The sequence below is a fragment of the Serratia sp. K-E0102 genome, from assembly GCF_029962625.1.
Classification (GTDB): domain Bacteria; phylum Pseudomonadota; class Gammaproteobacteria; order Enterobacterales; family Enterobacteriaceae; genus Serratia; species Serratia sarumanii.
This window is the reverse complement of the sequence record NZ_CP124754.1, coordinates 109,638-125,162: the sequence shown is the minus strand read 5'-3', so window position 1 is coordinate 125,162 and position 15,525 is coordinate 109,638. Positions and strand designations below refer to the sequence as shown.

At 58.7% G+C, this 15,525-nt stretch carries 11 protein-coding genes; 3 read left to right on the top strand and 8 right to left on the bottom strand.

What is annotated here, in order from left to right; all coding sequences use genetic code 11:
• Positions 1-13: 13 nt before the first annotated feature.
• The 4 genes from wzzE to trxA all read right to left on the bottom strand — a co-directional run bounded on the left by wzzE (position 14) and on the right by trxA (position 4,467).
• Positions 14-1,066, bottom strand: a complete 1,053-nt coding sequence (gene wzzE, locus SSARUM2_RS00525) for an ECA polysaccharide chain length modulation protein (protein ID WP_033636634.1) — start codon at positions 1,064-1,066, stop codon at positions 14-16.
• Between the two features lie 20 nt (positions 1,067-1,086).
• Positions 1,087-2,184, bottom strand: coding sequence for a UDP-N-acetylglucosamine--undecaprenyl-phosphate N-acetylglucosaminephosphotransferase (gene wecA / locus SSARUM2_RS00520; RefSeq protein WP_049233749.1), 1,098 nt, complete (start codon positions 2,182-2,184; stop codon positions 1,087-1,089).
• A 296-nt stretch (positions 2,185-2,480) separates the two neighbouring features.
• Positions 2,481-3,740 (bottom strand): transcription termination factor Rho, encoded by a 1,260-nt coding sequence (gene rho, locus SSARUM2_RS00515; RefSeq protein WP_004934188.1) that lies wholly within the window; start codon positions 3,738-3,740, stop codon positions 2,481-2,483.
• Between the two features lie 400 nt (positions 3,741-4,140).
• Positions 4,141-4,467 carry a thioredoxin TrxA gene (trxA, locus tag SSARUM2_RS00510; protein ID WP_033636629.1) on the bottom strand — a complete coding sequence of 109 codons (327 nt, stop codon included), beginning with the start codon at positions 4,465-4,467 and terminating at the stop codon, positions 4,141-4,143.
• Between the two features lie 131 nt (positions 4,468-4,598).
• Between trxA and rhlB the strand changes: the two genes are divergently transcribed.
• Both rhlB and ppx read left to right on the top strand, forming a co-directional pair.
• On the top strand, positions 4,599-5,885 hold the full coding sequence (gene rhlB / locus SSARUM2_RS00505; protein WP_004934183.1) for an ATP-dependent RNA helicase RhlB: 1,287 nt from the start codon (positions 4,599-4,601) through the stop codon (positions 5,883-5,885).
• Positions 5,886-5,890: 5 nt separating this feature from the next.
• Complete coding sequence (ppx, locus tag SSARUM2_RS00500) at positions 5,891-7,387, top strand: exopolyphosphatase (RefSeq protein WP_033636627.1); 1,497 nt, start codon at positions 5,891-5,893, stop codon at positions 7,385-7,387.
• A 177-nt stretch (positions 7,388-7,564) separates the two neighbouring features.
• Here ppx and rep read toward each other — a convergent pair whose 3' ends face one another.
• A complete protein-coding gene (rep, locus tag SSARUM2_RS00495; RefSeq protein WP_033654001.1) occupies positions 7,565-9,589 on the bottom strand; it encodes a DNA helicase Rep in 2,025 nt (674 codons plus the stop codon).
• A gap of 109 nt (positions 9,590-9,698) precedes the next feature.
• Here rep and ppiC point away from each other — a divergent pair, with 109 nt between their 5' ends.
• A complete protein-coding gene (ppiC, locus tag SSARUM2_RS00490; RefSeq protein WP_004934175.1) occupies positions 9,699-9,980 on the top strand; it encodes a peptidylprolyl isomerase PpiC in 282 nt (93 codons plus the stop codon).
• Positions 9,981-10,005: 25 nt separating this feature from the next.
• Here the strand turns inward: ppiC and SSARUM2_RS00485 are convergent, their stop codons facing one another.
• From SSARUM2_RS00485 to hmsP, 3 genes are all read right to left on the bottom strand, one after another.
• The gene (locus tag SSARUM2_RS00485) at positions 10,006-11,508 is read right to left on the bottom strand and encodes a pitrilysin family protein (protein ID WP_041037230.1); all 1,503 of its coding nucleotides are present in this window, start codon (positions 11,506-11,508) and stop codon (positions 10,006-10,008) included.
• Positions 11,509-11,768: 260 nt separating this feature from the next.
• Complete coding sequence (locus SSARUM2_RS00480) at positions 11,769-13,055, bottom strand: dicarboxylate/amino acid:cation symporter (RefSeq protein WP_041037232.1); 1,287 nt, start codon at positions 13,053-13,055, stop codon at positions 11,769-11,771.
• Between the two features lie 274 nt (positions 13,056-13,329).
• Positions 13,330-15,336: a biofilm formation regulator HmsP gene (gene hmsP / locus SSARUM2_RS00475; RefSeq protein ID WP_049301567.1), complete on the bottom strand. Its 2,007-nt coding sequence runs from the start codon at positions 15,334-15,336 to the stop codon at positions 13,330-13,332.
• Positions 15,337-15,525: the final 189 nt, after the last annotated feature.

Genomic DNA, 15,525 nt, shown 5'->3' with positions numbered 1-15,525 from the left:
ATTATATTATTTTTTAACTACGCGGCCGACGCGCCAAGGCAACGCCCGCGCCAACCAAAGCGCCCATCGCGCCCCACAGAATCAGCCAGAATACCCGGCGCGGGCTGTCGCGTTTTACCGGCTCTTCCGGCGTGCGCAAATAACGATAGGTCTGGAACTTCTCATCCAACGTCGGGCCAACGTTCAGCGTCGCCAGCATCGCGCGGTTCTGATCGTAATCCAGGTCATAGGTCGGGCCGGAGGCCTGCAGGCCTTCCAGACGCGCCTGCAGCATTGGCCGGCCCAACAGGAACAGATCCGAATCCGGCAGTTGCTCGGCCGGGGTGTCGGTCTGCGCGCGGCTGATCCCCTGGCTTTCGGCGATTTTCAGCGCCTGCTGCGTGGTGTTCAGCTCGCGCTTGTAAACCGACTCCGCCACCGCTTCCTGACGCTTGACCTGCGCCTTCATCGAGGTAGTGCGAGCGGCCCACGCCCCCTGGATCTCTTCGTTCAGGTGCAGGGCAGCGCGGTGGCTGGCGAAGGCCACGTATTGACGCAGCAGGCGGTTGGCGTCCGCGGCAGTTTCCGCCGTCAGCTTCACGCCGTCGTTCGGCACTTTCTTGTCGTCGCGCGGCGTGAACAGGATGTTGTTGATCAGCTCGTCGAGCAGCGCCGCATCCGCGCGGGCATCCCCTTCCTGACGTTGCTTGTAGTAATCGCTCTGCAGCCAGAAATCGCGACGCGTATCGTAAGCCGCCAGCTGCATGATGAACTCATTGTAGGCTTCGTCCGCGATGCTCGGCTGATCGCCGGCCGTCGCCGGCAGCGTGCGCACATCCAGATTGCGCAGGAACTGCTGCTGGGAGTAGTAACCGCCCAGCGCATTCACCGTGGGTTTGTCGGTGATTGCGGTCGCGCTCCATTCTTGCTTAACCAGATAAGAGACGATCAGCGCGACCGCCGCGAACAGCACCGCAATGCCGATAATCCACGGTTTGCCGCGCCACAGGGTGCAGCACAGGCCGCGGATATCGAGTTCGTTATCCACCGCCGGGGTATGCTTGTCAGACGTTGTTTCTGGATTCATCACAGCCAAAAAGCCTCTGGTTAAGATACTTGCTTGTTATCGCTCGAACGCCGCAGGCGACGCTTGATACGCTTAATGTACCGCGCAACCCGCCAGGCGCGCTTGATGCAGTAACCGTACAGGAAGAAAGCAAGCAAGAATAATGCCAACATAACCCACTCTGGGATAAAAGTCAGGCGTTCGCCGATCACGCCAACCGCCGCCAGCAATGCGGCCGCCAGGGTAATCAACACAAAAGCCTGCCGCGGCGTAAAGCCGGCTCGCATGATCAGGTGGTGAATATGTTGACGATCGGGAGAGAAGGGGCTCATCCCCTTGCGTAAACGACGATACATAATTGCTATCATGTCCATCAGCGGAATAGCGATGATCCACAGTGCGGTCACCGGATTAATCGAGTGTGCCTTGCCCTGCGAGCTTTGCAGCAGCAGCCAAATGGCGGTAAAGCCGATCAGGGTACTGCCGGCATCCCCCATGAACACCTTATAACGGCGGCCGAGAATGCCGAGGTTGAGCAAAATATAGGGAACGATGGTGGCGATCATCGCAAAGCACCAGAACGCCATCTCATGGTGGCCGCTCAGGTACAGCAACAGACCCAGCGCGCCGAAGGAGACGCACGACAGCCCACCCAGCAGGCCATCAATGCCGTCGACCATGTTGAAGGCGTTGATCGCCGCCCATACTGCGAACAGCGTCACCAGATAGCCGAACGGCCCCAGCAACATCTCCCAGTCGCCCAGTACATGGCCGAAGCTGCGCAGATACAGGCCGGCGAACACCATCATGGCGATGCCGACCAACGCCTGCACCAGGGCGCGGATTTTAACGCTGATGTCGAAACGATCGTCGAGCGCGCCCACAAACACCAGAATGCCGGCGCAGGTCAGATAAAGCTTGGCGTGCGCGATAGGTTGTTCGGAAATCCAAAACGCGAAGCACAATCCGGCATAAACGGAAATACCGCCGACCAGTGGAATCAGCCCCTGATGGCGTTTGCGATAATTGGGTTTATCTACCAGACCAATACGTTTTGCCGCCTTGCGGGCAACAAAGAGAAAAGCCAAAGAAAACAGGAAAACAAATAGAATTTCAGTACTCATAGTGAGTAAGTTCACAGTTAACAGATCTCTGTAGAAGATAAGGCAGCTTACCACGGGCAATAGCTTGTGCCATCGACCCCCGCCACCTTTCGGTCATTTCCTATGACAACGGTGATTCATGCCTATTTTCTTCGCATCGGCTGACAAAACGACAGCAGCAAAGCCGACCGGCACCGAGCCGACCGACAAACAAGATGAATTCTCAATAAGTCGAGGAAACAACTTACTTTTCCATTACTGCTACTTATCGTATCCGCCAAAAGCGAAAAACGCCACGACTAGGCGTGGCGTTCAGCGAATTTTTTAACGAATTATGAGCGTTTCATCATATCGAAGAATTCATCGTTGGTTTTAGTCATCGCCAACTTATTAATGAGGAACTCCATCGCGTCAATCTCACCCATCGGGTGAATGATTTTGCGCAGGATCCACATTTTTTGCAGCTCTTCGGAAGTGGTGAGCAGCTCTTCTTTACGGGTACCGGAGCGGTTGTAATCGATCGCAGGGAATACGCGCTTCTCGGCGATTTTACGCGCCAGGTGCAATTCCATGTTGCCGGTACCTTTGAATTCTTCGTAGATCACTTCGTCCATCTTCGAACCGGTATCAACCAGCGCGGTCGCGATGATGGTCAGGCTGCCGCCCTCTTCCACGTTACGTGCCGCACCGAAGAAACGCTTCGGACGATGCAGGGCGTTGGCGTCCACACCACCGGTCAGCACCTTGCCGGAAGCCGGTACCACGGTGTTGTAGGCACGCGCCAGACGGGTGATGGAGTCGAGCAGAATGATCACGTCTTTCTTGTGCTCAACCAGACGCTTGGCCTTCTCGATCACCATTTCGGCCACTTGCACGTGGCGCGAAGCCGGTTCGTCGAAGGTCGATGCGATCACTTCGCCTTTCACCAGACGCTGCATCTCGGTCACTTCTTCCGGACGTTCGTCGATCAGCAGCACCATCAGCACGCAGTCTGGGTGATTGTAGGCGATGCTCTGCGCAATGTTCTGCAGCAGCATGGTTTTACCGGCTTTCGGCGGCGCCACGATCAGGCCGCGCTGGCCACGGCCAATCGGTGCCGCCAGATCCAGTACGCGCGCCGTCAGGTCTTCGGTCGAACCATTGCCGCGCTCCATCCGCAGACGGGAATTGGCGTGCAACGGCGTCAGGTTCTCGAACAGGATCTTGCTGCGGGCGTTTTCCGGCTTGTCGTAGTTGACTTCGTTGACTTTCAACAGGGCAAAATAGCGCTCGCCTTCTTTTGGCGGGCGAATCTTACCGGAAATGGTGTCACCTGTGCGGAGGTTGAAGCGGCGGATTTGGCTAGGGGATACGTAGATGTCGTCGGGACCGGCGAGGTAGGAACTGTCTCCAGAGCGGAGGAAACCGAATCCATCCTGCAATATCTCGAGCACGCCGTCGCCGAAGATATCTTCTCCGCTTTTCGCATGTTGCTTCAGAATGGAGAAGATAATGTCCTGCTTGCGCATGCGGGCAAGGTTTTCCAGCCCCATATTTTCGCCGAGAGTAATCAGCTCAGAAACCGGCGTATTCTTTAATTCGGTAAGATTCATAGTGGTGGGTTCTTAAACTCGGGGTATGTCTCGAACTTGTATCGTGAATGGTATGGCAGCGAGATGCGTGCCTGTTTACTGGACGTTCGATCACCGGGCGCAGAGCCGTCGCGGTAAGAAATGGCTTACATCGGGCGCACGCATTGACGGTTGAAGATCGAAGGTACCTTAAAAATGATTTTTGCAAAACCGTTTGATTGCCAAAACACGGGCTGAGTTCAGTTTACTTTCAACGCCAGTGATTCGACACAGAGTATAGCTTTAGATTCAAACTCTTTAGATTTAAAACTTCGGGCAAGTTCTATATGCAGTGTGGTTAAACTTAACACGCTTCTTGGCAGGCGTCTAGCGGTGAATTGAACATCACCGCCAGGCGCCTGATACTGGGCTTCCCGCCCGATTACAGATTCGCGTTCAGGAAATCTTTGAGCTGACCTTTGGACAACGCGCCAACCTTGGTCGCGGCCACTTCACCGTTCTTGAACAGCAACAGCGTAGGGATGCCACGGATACCGTACTTGGGCGCGGTAGCCGGGTTCTGATCGATATTCAGCTTGGTGATGGTCAGTTTGCCTTCGAACTCTTCGGCAATCTCATCCAGAATCGGAGCAATCATCTTGCACGGCCCACACCATTCAGCCCAGAAATCGACCAGGATCGGCCCTTCCGCTTTCAGCACGTCAGCGTCGAAGCTGCTGTCAGTCAGGTGAATAATTTTATCGCTCATGTTCTACTCCACAGGATTATGTCTACCTTGTTGGTGTAGCATTAACCAACTCAAGGTGATTTTATTGCACCGCGTTTATTTCAACGGATGTGCTTTCGTAAAGCAATAGTTAGCTGATATTCTACCACACTATGAGCAAAACACACTTGACTGAACAGAAGTTTTCCGACTTCGCCCTGCACCCGTTAGTCCTTGAAGCCCTTGAGAAAAAAGGGTTTCACAATTGCACGCCCATCCAGGCGTTAGCATTGCCGCTCACGCTCTCCGGGCGTGACGTTGCAGGTCAGGCGCAAACCGGTACCGGAAAGACGCTGGCGTTTTTGGCGTCTACTTTTCACTATTTGCTGACTCACCCGGCGAAACAGGATCGCCAGACCAATCAGCCGCGCGCCTTGATCATGGCGCCTACGCGTGAACTGGCGGTGCAAATCCACTCCGACGCAGAAGCGCTCTCCCAGAGCACCGGCCTGAAACTGGGCCTGGCCTACGGCGGCGACGGCTACGACAAACAGCTGAAAGTGCTGGAAAGCGGCGTGGACATTCTGATTGGCACCACCGGCCGTTTAATCGATTACACCAAGCAGAACTATGTCGATCTCGGCGCGATGCAGGTTGTCGTGCTGGATGAAGCCGATCGCATGTACGATCTCGGCTTTATCAAAGACATCCGTTGGCTGTTCCGCCGCATGCCTGCGGCCGATCAACGCCTGAACATGCTGTTCTCCGCCACCCTGTCCTATCGCGTACGCGAGCTGGCCTTCGAGCAGATGAACAACGCCGAATATGTTGAAGTGGAACCGGAACAGAAAACCGGCCACCGCATTAAAGAAGAGCTGTTCTACCCGTCCAACGAAGAAAAAATGCGTCTGCTGCAGACGCTGATCGAAGAAGAGTGGCCGGATCGCGCCATCATCTTCGCCAACACCAAGCACCGCTGCGAAGACATCTGGGGCCATCTGGCCGCCGACGGTCACCGCGTGGGCCTGCTGACCGGTGACGTGGCGCAAAAAAAACGCCTGCGCATCCTTGACGACTTCACTAAAGGCAACCTCGACATCCTGGTCGCCACCGACGTCGCCGCGCGCGGTCTGCACATTCCTGCCGTCACGCACGTCTTCAACTACGATCTGCCTGACGATTGCGAAGACTACGTGCACCGCATCGGCCGTACCGGCCGCGCAGGCGCCAGCGGCCACTCCATCAGCCTGGCGTGTGAAGAGTACGCGCTCAACCTGCCGGCGATCGAGACCTATATCGACCACAGCATTCCGGTAAGTAAGTACAACAGCGATGCGCTGCTGACCGATCTGCCGGCGCCGAAACGCCTGTCGCGCCCGCGCGGCGGCAACGGCCCACGTCGCAACTCCGCGCCACGTCGCGGCGGCGCGCCGCGCAACAACCGTAAACGCTCGAGCTGATCGCCATGCTCAGTTCCAGCACGCTTTATGCTGCCATCGATCTCGGCTCCAACAGCTTCCACATGTTGGTGGTGCGCGAGGTGGCCGGCAGCATTCAGACCCTGGCGCGGATCAAGCGCAAGGTGCGCCTGGCGGCCGGGCTGGATCAGAACAATCACCTGTCGCATGAGGCCATGCAACGCGGCTGGCAGTGCCTGCGGCTGTTCTCCGAACGCCTGCAGGACATTCCGCGCGAGCAGATCCGCGTCGTCGCCACCGCCACGCTGCGCCTGGCGTCCAACGCCGATGAGTTCCTGCAGGCCGCCGAGCAAATCCTCGGCTGCCCGGTACAGGTGATCAGCGGCGAAGAAGAAGCACGGCTGATTTATCATGGCGTCGCGCACACCACCGGCGGGCCGGATCGGCGGCTGGTCGTCGACATCGGCGGCGGCAGCACCGAACTGGTCACCGGCACCGGCGCACAGGCATCGCAGCTGTATAGCCTGTCGATGGGCTGCGTCACCTGGCTGGAGCGCTACTTCAGCGATCGCAACCTCGGGCAAGAAAACTTCGAGCGCGCCGAACAGGCCGCGCGCGAAATGGTGCGGCCGATCGCACCGCAGCTGCGCCAGCAAGGTTGGCAGATCTGCGTCGGCGCTTCCGGCACCGTACAGGCGCTGCAGGAGATCATGGTGGCGCAAGGCATGGATGAGCGCATCACCCTGCCCAAACTGCGCCAGCTGAAACAGCGCGCCATTCAGTGCGGCAAGCTGGAAGAGCTGGAGATCGAAGGGTTGACGCTGGAGCGCGCGCTGGTGTTCCCGAGCGGCCTGTCCATTCTGTTGGCCATCTTCCAGGAACTGGGCATCGAGAGCATGATGCTTGCCGGCGGGGCGCTGCGTGAAGGCCTGGTTTACGGCATGCTGCATCTGCCGGTGGAGCAGGATATTCGCATCCGCACCATCCGCAACCTGCAGCGCCGCTACCTGATCGACACCGAGCAGGCCGAACGCGTCAGCCAACTCGCCGCCAACTTCTCGCAGCAGGTCGCCAACGAGTGGCAGTTGGATGCGCGATGTCGCGAGCTGTTGCACAGCGCCAGTCTGATCCACGAACTCGGCCTCAGCGTCGATTTCAAGCAGGCGCCGCAACACGCCGCCTACCTGATCCGCCACCTGGACTTACCCGGCTTTACCCCGGCGCAGAAAAAACTGCTGGCCACCCTGCTGCAAAACCAGAGCAACCCCCTCGACCTGTCGCTGTTGAACCAGCAAAACGCCCTGCCGCCGCGCACTGCGCAGCGTCTGTGCCGCATTTTGCGCCTGGCGATCATCTTCGCCAGCCGCCGCCGCGATGACACGCTGCCGGCGGTGCGGTTGCGCGCCAATCAGGACGATGAACTGACGGTGATCTTGCCGCCGGGTTGGCTGGAACAGCATCCGCTGCGCGCCGAGGCGCTGGAGCAGGAAAGCCACTGGCAGAGCTACGTCCACTGGACGCTGCGATTGGAAGAACAGCGTTGAAATGACCAGGGCGCGATTCACGCCTGAGGTTAATGGCAAACCTGATGACATTGCCAGGTTTACAGAAGATAGCATATAAAAAATAAGGAAAATCAATTCATTGATTTTCGGCTGATAATCACAAAGGAGGAAAAACCACGCTTTTTCCTCCTTTGTCAGTCATCTAGCCCTGTCTTTTTAATTCCCGCCTTTGGCCTTGGCCAGCTGGGCGCGGATATTGGCCAGATGGCTCTGCCCTTTCTGCATCCGCTCCTGCGGGCTCACCACTTTGCGCTCGGTTTCCCATGCCAAATCGTCCTGCGGCAGCTCCAGCAGGAAGCGGCTCGGCTCCGGCCGCACCAGCTCGCCGTACTGACGGCGCTCGCGGCACAGGGTGAAAATCAGCTCTTTTTGCGCGCGGGTGATCCCCACATAGGCCAGACGCCGCTCTTCATCGACATTGTCTTCATCGATGCTGCTCTGGTGCGGCAGCAGGCCCTCTTCCATGCCCACCAGGAACACATAAGGGAACTCCAGCCCCTTGGAGGCGTGCAGCGTCATCAGCTGTACCTGATCCAGCTCTTCTTCACTTTCACCGCGTTCCATCATGTCGCGCAGGGTGAAGCGCGTCACCACCTGGGTCAGCGTCATCGGCTCGTCCAGATCGCTGCCTTCCAGCATCTCCGTCATCCAGCCGAACAGCGTATTGACGTTCTTCATTCGCATTTCGGCGGCCTTCGGGCTGGTCGAGGTTTCAAACAGCCAGCTCTCATAATCCACGCCGCGGATCAGATCGCGCACCGCCGCCACCGGCTCACGCTCCGCCTGCTGGGCGATGCCGCCCAGCCAGTGGGTGAAACGCTGCAACGATTCCAGCCCGCGTCCGGTCAAGTGCTGGCTCAGCCCCAGATCGAAACTGGCGTGGAATAAACTCTTGTTGCGCTGGTTGGCCCACTCGCCGAGCTTCTGCAGCGTCGCCGGGCCGATCTCGCGCTTGGGGGTATTGACGATGCGCAGGAAGGCGCTGTCGTCCTCCGGGTTGGTCAGCACGCGCAGGTAGGCCAGCAGATCCTTGATCTCTGGGCGCGAGAAGAATGAGGTGCCGCCGGAAATCTTGTACGGGATGCGGTTCTGCATCAGCATCTTTTCAAACACCCGCGACTGGTGGTTGCCGCGGTACAGGATCGCATAGTCGCCGTAGTTGGTCTTTTTCACGAAGTGGTGGGCGATCAACTCCCCCACCACCCGCTCGGCTTCGTGATCCTCGTTGTTGGCGGTCACCACCTTCAGCTCTTCGCCATACCCCAGCTCGGAAAACAGCCGCTTTTCAAACACGTGCGGGTTATTGGCGATCAGAATGTTAGCCGCCTTCAGAATGCGCTCGCTGGAACGGTAGTTTTGCTCCAGCTTGATCACCTGCAGCGCCGGGAAATCTTCCTTCAGCAGCACCAGGTTCTGCGGCCGCGCGCCGCGCCAGGAGTAGATCGACTGGTCGTCGTCACCCACCACGGTAAAGCGCGCGCGGTTGCCCACCAGCAGCTTAACCAGCTCGTACTGGCTGGTGTTGGTATCCTGATACTCATCCACCAGCAGGTAGCGGATGCGCTGCTGCCAGCGTTCGCGCACCTCTTCGTTGCGTTGCAGCAACAGCGTCGGCAACAGGATCAGGTCGTCGAAGTCCAGCACGTTGCACGCCCGCATATGGGCGTGGTACAGGCCGTAGCAGTGGGCAAACAGCTTGTCGCGCTCCGAGCGCGCCAGCGCCGCCGCCCGCTGGGGATCGATCAGGTCGTTTTTCCAGTTGGAAATGGTCGAAATCAGCTGCGCCACCAGCGTTTTGTCACTTTCCAGCCACTTTTCGGTCAGCTCTTTCAACAGCGCCAGCTGATCCTGATCGTCGAACAGCGAGAAGTTGGACTTCATCCCCAACGCCACGTATTCCCGCTTGATGATCTCCAGCCCCAGGGTATGGAAAGTGGAAATCATCAGCCCGCGCGCTTCTTTGCGCCCCAGGGTTTGCGATACGCGCTCTTTCATCTCGCGCGCGGCCTTGTTGGTAAAGGTCACGGCGGCGATGTGCCGCGCCTGGTAGCCGCAATGGTGGATCAGGTGGGCTATCTTGTTGGTGATAACGCGCGTCTTGCCGGAACCGGCACCGGCCAACACCAGGCAGGGCCCGGTAACGAATTCGACGGCTTGTTGTTGGCTGGGGTTTAATCGCATGGTGCTGGCTTGCTCGGCTGTAAAACGTGGAAGGGAATTGTAGCAGAAAGCGCCGATGAGATTTAGCGGGTATAATCAGCGCAATTTTCGCATCGACAAAGGCAATACCATGGCAAAAACGGCGTGCGCCCTGCACATTCTGGTAGACAATGAAAAGCTGGCCAACGAGCTGCTGGCCAAGCTGAAGCGCGGCGTCAGCTTCGACACGCTGGCGCGCAAATACTCGAGCTGCCCGTCAAAACGCAACGGCGGCTCGCTGGGCGAATTCAACAAGGGCGCGATGGTGCCGGCGTTCGATAAAGCGGTGTTCAGCATCCCGCTGCTCAAACCTTATGGCCCGGTCAAAACCCAGTTCGGTTACCACATCATCAAGGTGCTGTACCGCAACTGAGAGGGCCTGAGCCCCCTGCTGGGCATTACTGCGCGCCGGCGTCCGTCGCCGGCGCAGCCACCGCGGCGTCGGCCGGTTTGACTTCCTCCGTCACCACCGCCGGCGCCGGCATCATGATGCCGTCATAGGTTTCCTGCAGCTGCTTCATGCTCATTTCCGGCTCGCCCTTCGGCTGCATCAGCACCAGCGTCGCCTCCTGAGAAAGCTGCAGCTTCAGCGCCTGATTCAGCGTCTCCAGCGTCAGGCTGGACAGGAACTCCTGGCGCAGCTTCTGATACAGCTCCGGTGCGATATCCACCACCCCGCTCTGCTGCGAACGCAGGCGCTGGCTCATCAGCACATCGGTGTCGGTGCGGGCGTAGGTCGCGAACAGCTTGCTCAGCTGATCGTTTTTCTGCGCCAGCAGCGCATCGAATTCTTCTTTCGACAGGCCGTTGTCACGCACGTTGGCCAGCTCGCGGGCGATAAAGCCCAGGCTGCCGTTAAGATTGTTGTTCGGCGTATCCAGATGGATGGCGCACTGCCCGCGCTGGTACTGCACGCGGCAGTCAAAGCCCAGATGCAGGCTCTTCTGGTCGCTTTTTTCCAGCGTCTGCTGGAGATGCCAGAACAGCGCCTCGCGGGCGAGATCGCCACGCCAGTAACGGAGCAGGCTCTGCGAATCGCGAATCGGATGCCACGGCGAATCCCACATGATCGACAGCGTATCCTGTTTCACCTGCTCGCTGATCAGGCTCACCGGCTGTTGCGGCAGCGGCGTCAGAGTCGGCATCGGGGCCGGGGTTTCACGTTTGCCCTGCAGCGGCGAGAACGCCTTGTTGATCTGCTCGCCCAGGCTGCGGCTGTCGACCTTGCCGACAACGAACAGCGTCATGGCATCCGGGGTATACCACTGTTGATAGAATTTCTTCAGCTGTTCGAGGTTGACCGGCCGTTTCGCCGGCTGCGCCGGATCGTGCGCCAGCAGCGTCGAGCCTTTCAGGCGGTAACGCCACCAGACGTCTTGGGTATTGGGCGGGAACGTGCCGACCGGATTGATGGTGGAGTTCATCACCGCGTGCACCGTATGCTCGTCGATCGCCAGTTTGCCGGTGGTGTCCGCCAGCCAGGCCAGCGCTTCTTTCAGCAGGTCAGGCCGGTTATTCGGCAGGCTGAGATTATACATGGTGAAATCATACGAGATGATAGCCGGCGGCAGCGGCCGCTCGTTATCCACGCTCTGCTGCCACAGGGCGCGCAGCTGCGGCGCGGTAAAGCTTTCACTGCGCGTCAACGCCAGCCGCGGCAACAGCTGGGCGAAGCCGGTCTGTTGCGAAGACTCCACCAGAGAGCCGGTATTGACGATCAGCCGCAGTTCCACGCGGTCGCTTGGCCGCTGCGGCGTATCGAGAATTTGCCATGAAAACCCGTTGGCCAGCGCCCCCTGCTGCCAGGCAGGATCGGGTTGTAGTGCTTCAGCCTGCACGCTGCTACTGGCTGCAGCCAATAGCAGCCCACCAACTATAAGATGAATTCTGGTGCCCTGCATGTGAACCCCTACTTAATGACTATCCAATTTCTTATGCAAATGCGTGTATTCCATTCAATGGAATCATAAAAATACGCCCTGAGTTTCACAGTGGGGCGGAAAGCAGAAAGTGTACCATCGTGTTAGACCGCGCGCCTTTGCGGATGTCACTCATTAGAGTGAAAAATAATAGATAGCGGGGTTTTTAATGCAAGAAATCGTTACGAGGCAGGGGGAAAACCTCACCGGCCGCGGCTGCGGCCGGTGATTCGCCGTCAATATCAGGCGGAAGGCAGCGTTTTGTCCGCGCCGGCGTTTTTGTTGTTCAGCGTGGCTTTCAGCTGTTTCTCATCCAGTTGGCCGCACCACCTCGCCACGACCACGGTCGCCACCCCGTTGCCCACCAGGTTGGTCAGCGCGCGGGCTTCCGACATGAAGCGGTCGATGCCGAGGATCAGCGCCAGGCCGGCCAACGGCAGGTGGCCGACGGCGGAGATGGTGGCGGCCAACACGATAAAGCCGCTGCCGGTCACGCCCGCCGCCCCTTTGGAGGAGAGCAGCAACACCACCAGCAGGGTAATCTGATGCATGATGTCCATGTGGGTGTTGGTCGCCTGCGCGATAAACACCGCGGCCATGGTCAGGTAAATAGAGGTGCCGTCCAGATTGAAGGAGTACCCGGTCGGGATCACCAGGCCCACCACCGATTTCTTGCAGCCCAGCCTCTCCATTTTATCCAGCATGCGCGGCAGCGCGGACTCGGACGACGAGGTCCCCAGCACGATCAGCAGCTCTTCTTTGATGTAGTTGACGAATTTGAAAATGCTGAAGCCGTTGGCGCGGGCGATGCTGCCCAGCACCACCACCACGAACAGGATACAGGTGATATAGAAGCACACGATCAGCTGGCCGAGTTGCACCAGGGTGCCGACGCCGTATTTACCGATGGTAAACGCCATGGCGCCGAAGGCCCCCAGCGGCGCCAGGCGCATGATCATGTTGATGATGCCGAAAATCACCCGCGAGAAGCTGTCGATCACGTTGAAGATCAGCTGCCCCTTCTCACCCAAGCGATGCAGGGCGAAGCCGAACAGCACCGCGAACAGCAGCACCTGCAGAATGTTGCCGCTGGCGAACGCGCCGATCACGCTGCCGGGGATGATGTCCAGCAGGAACGGAATGATGCCCTGCTGCTGCGCCTGTTCGGCGTAGACTGCCACCGCCTTGGCGTCCAGCGTGCCGGGATCGACGTTCATGCCGACGCCCGGTTGCACCAGGTTGACGATCACCAGGCCGATAATCAGCGCGATGGTGCTGACGATTTCAAAATACAGCAGCGCGATGGCGCCGGTGCGGCCCACCGCCTTCATGCTTTCCATGCCGGCGATGCCGGTCACCACGGTGCAGAAGATCACCGGGGCGATAATCATCTTGATCAGTTTGACGAAGCCATCGCCCAGAGGTTTCATCTCGGCGCCGAGGTCAGGGTAGAAATGGCCAAGCAGGATACCCAGCGTGATCGCCGTCAGCACCTGAAAATAGAGGCTCTTAAAGATCGTTGTTTTCATATGAACATCCTATGGGGGGAAGACACGCACCAGGCAGCAGTCTAAAAATCCAGCCTGTTCATTGCTTGCGCGGAAAATAACACCCACTTAACAACATGGAAATAATTTGTTGCACCCGCCCCTGGGAGTTGATGTGAATTTAAGAGCTGAAACGCGTCAGTCGGGGCGCAAAGCTGAAAATTGCGTAATGCTTTGTTTGCACTAACGCAAAAGAGGTAGAGGAGAAATAGCGATTTTCGGACGGGGAAAAGTACCGGAAAGGTAAACGCGGCGCTTACGGCGCCGCGCGGCAAAACTCGGCTTCGAACGCTACGCGCGGCAGCGGCCGGGCGAACAGGAATCCTTGCCCGCTGCGAATGCCGTGCTGCAGCAGGCAGTCGCGCTGCTCGGCGTTTTCCACGCCTTCGGCCATCACCGGCAACGCCAGCACTTCGGAGATCGCACTGACGATGCGCACCATCGCATCGTCGGCCGGCAGCCCCTGAATGAAGCTGCGGTCGATTTTAATCAAATCGATCGGCAGGGATTTCAAGCGGTTCAGGTATTCCAGACTGGAGTAGCCCATGCCGAAGTCGTCAAGCGCGATCGACAATCCCAGATCGTGCAGCTCGCGCAGCAGCGCCAGCGCGCGGTCGAGATCGTCGATGCGCACCGTCTCGGTGATCTCCAGCAGCAGCTTGCGCGGGTCTATCCGATACTGCGCCAGCAGGTTTTTCAGATGCGGGACGAACGCCTCATGCTGCATCTGTATACCGGAAACGTTGACCGCCAGCGGCAGCGCAATGCCGCGTTGCTGCCAGTCCGCCAGGATGCGGCAGGACTCTTCCAGCACCCAGTTGCCGAGAGGCACGATCACGCCCAGCTCTTCCGCGAGCGGGATAACGTCGGCCGGCAGGGTATAGCTGCCGTCATACTGCTGCCAACGCAGCAGCGCTTCGGCGCCGATCACCTCGTTGGACTGCATGTCGATCTGCGGCTGCAGGAACAGCGTAAAATGCCGCTGCTCGATGCCGTGCAAAATCTCGCTCTCCTGCGTCAGCCGCTTCTGCGTGCGTTCCGTCAGGCTGGGCTCGAAAAACAGGATCTGATTTTTTCCTTCACGGTGGGCGGACATCATCGCCGAGGTGGCGCTGCGCAGCAGCTGTTCCGCACTTTCCCCCTGATTGAGGTAGTGCGCGATGCCGATGCTGGCGTTGGGCCGCAGCGCCAGACCTTCCAGGGTCAAGGGCGCGTTGATCTCCGCCATGATGCGTCGCGCCAGCTGCATGGCGTGGAACGGCCGCTCGGTCCCCTTGGCCAGGATGGCGAATTCGGTATTGCTCAGCTGCGCCAGAACGCCGTTTTCGTCGATGCAGCCGCGCAGCTTCTTCGCCAGCGCCAACAGCAGCGCTTCACGCATCGCCGGGCTCATCACGCCCGAGGCTTCATGCAGCGTCTCGATGCCGATCACCAGCAGGTTAAAACGCTCGGGGCGCAGGCTGGAGGCGATATGCTGTTCCAGCAACGCGTTCAGCAATGCCGGATTCGGCAGTTCGGTCACCGGATGGCGGGTGCTCAGGCGGCTCATGTCGGCATGCGCCTTGGCCAGCGTCTGTTGATTGCGGTTGTAGTTGCGCACCAGCAGGCCGAGCTCGTCGTCCTGGTGCAGCGTCGGCAGCATCAGTTGGTGGTAGGGCGCTTCGTCCTGCGAGATGTTTTCCAGCTCTTTGGCCATCGCGCGCAGCGGATGCACCATCAACCGGTTCATGCACCAGGTGATGGCCACCGACAGGATCAGCGCCAACAGCAGGTAGGTCGACAGCATGGTCGACAAAATGCTGCGGATAAACTGGTACATGCGGAACGAATCGGCCTGCAGCACCAGATAGGCCAGCGGCTGCTGGTTGGCCGGCACCCGCTCCAGCGAATAGAGCGGCACGGAAATTTGGATCGGCAGCTCAAACAGCCGGGCGATCAGCGTCGGCACCGGCCGCTCCGGCGGGAAATTGGCGTGCAGCGCCTGAAATTCGTTCGGCAAGACGATATCCGCCCGGCTGAGAATGCCGACCGGCAACAGCGTGTTCAGCACCTTTTTGGCTTCCGGCACGTCCATGCGCAGCACCGCTTCCGCCAGCGGCTGGCGCACGGATTGAGCGATATTCTCCAGTTGCTGGGCGTAGTCATCCCTGCGCTGCTGCACAAAGTGGAATAACTGGATCACGATAAAGATGCAGATCGTGACCAGCGCCACGCCGGACACCGTCGCCATCTGCTTAATCGTTAACGAACGCCTGACCCGCAAACCTGCTCTCCGTGAAATCGGGCTGAAACAAAAAAGGGGGCTGACTCTCACCCGCCCCCTCGAACCGGGCTGATTATACTCGATCATCGGCTGTTTTTATCTGGCTATGCCGCAGGCAAAACCAAGAAAATCGCGGGTTTCAGTCTTTTCCTAAAGCGAACAAACGCGACCCGGACACAGGGTAACAAA

Bases quoted from the DNA above. Each gene is read 5' to 3' on its own strand.
- rep (WP_033654001.1), bottom strand. From the start codon at position 9,589: ATGCGATTAAACCCCAGCCAACAACAAGCCGTCGAATTCGTTACCGGG.
- rhlB (WP_004934183.1), top strand. From the start codon at position 4,599: ATGAGCAAAACACACTTGACTGAACAGAAGTTTTCCGACTTCGCCCTG.
- rho (WP_004934188.1), bottom strand. From the start codon at position 3,740: ATGAATCTTACCGAATTAAAGAATACGCCGGTTTCTGAGCTGATTACT.
- trxA (WP_033636629.1), bottom strand. From the start codon at position 4,467: ATGAGCGATAAAATTATTCACCTGACTGACAGCAGCTTCGACGCTGAC.
- ppx (WP_033636627.1), top strand. From the start codon at position 5,891: ATGCTCAGTTCCAGCACGCTTTATGCTGCCATCGATCTCGGCTCCAAC.
- ppiC (WP_004934175.1), top strand. From the start codon at position 9,699: ATGGCAAAAACGGCGTGCGCCCTGCACATTCTGGTAGACAATGAAAAG.
- SSARUM2_RS00485 (WP_041037230.1), bottom strand. From the start codon at position 11,508: ATGCAGGGCACCAGAATTCATCTTATAGTTGGTGGGCTGCTATTGGCT.
- SSARUM2_RS00480 (WP_041037232.1), bottom strand. From the start codon at position 13,055: ATGAAAACAACGATCTTTAAGAGCCTCTATTTTCAGGTGCTGACGGCG.
- wzzE (WP_033636634.1), bottom strand. From the start codon at position 1,066: ATGAATCCAGAAACAACGTCTGACAAGCATACCCCGGCGGTGGATAAC.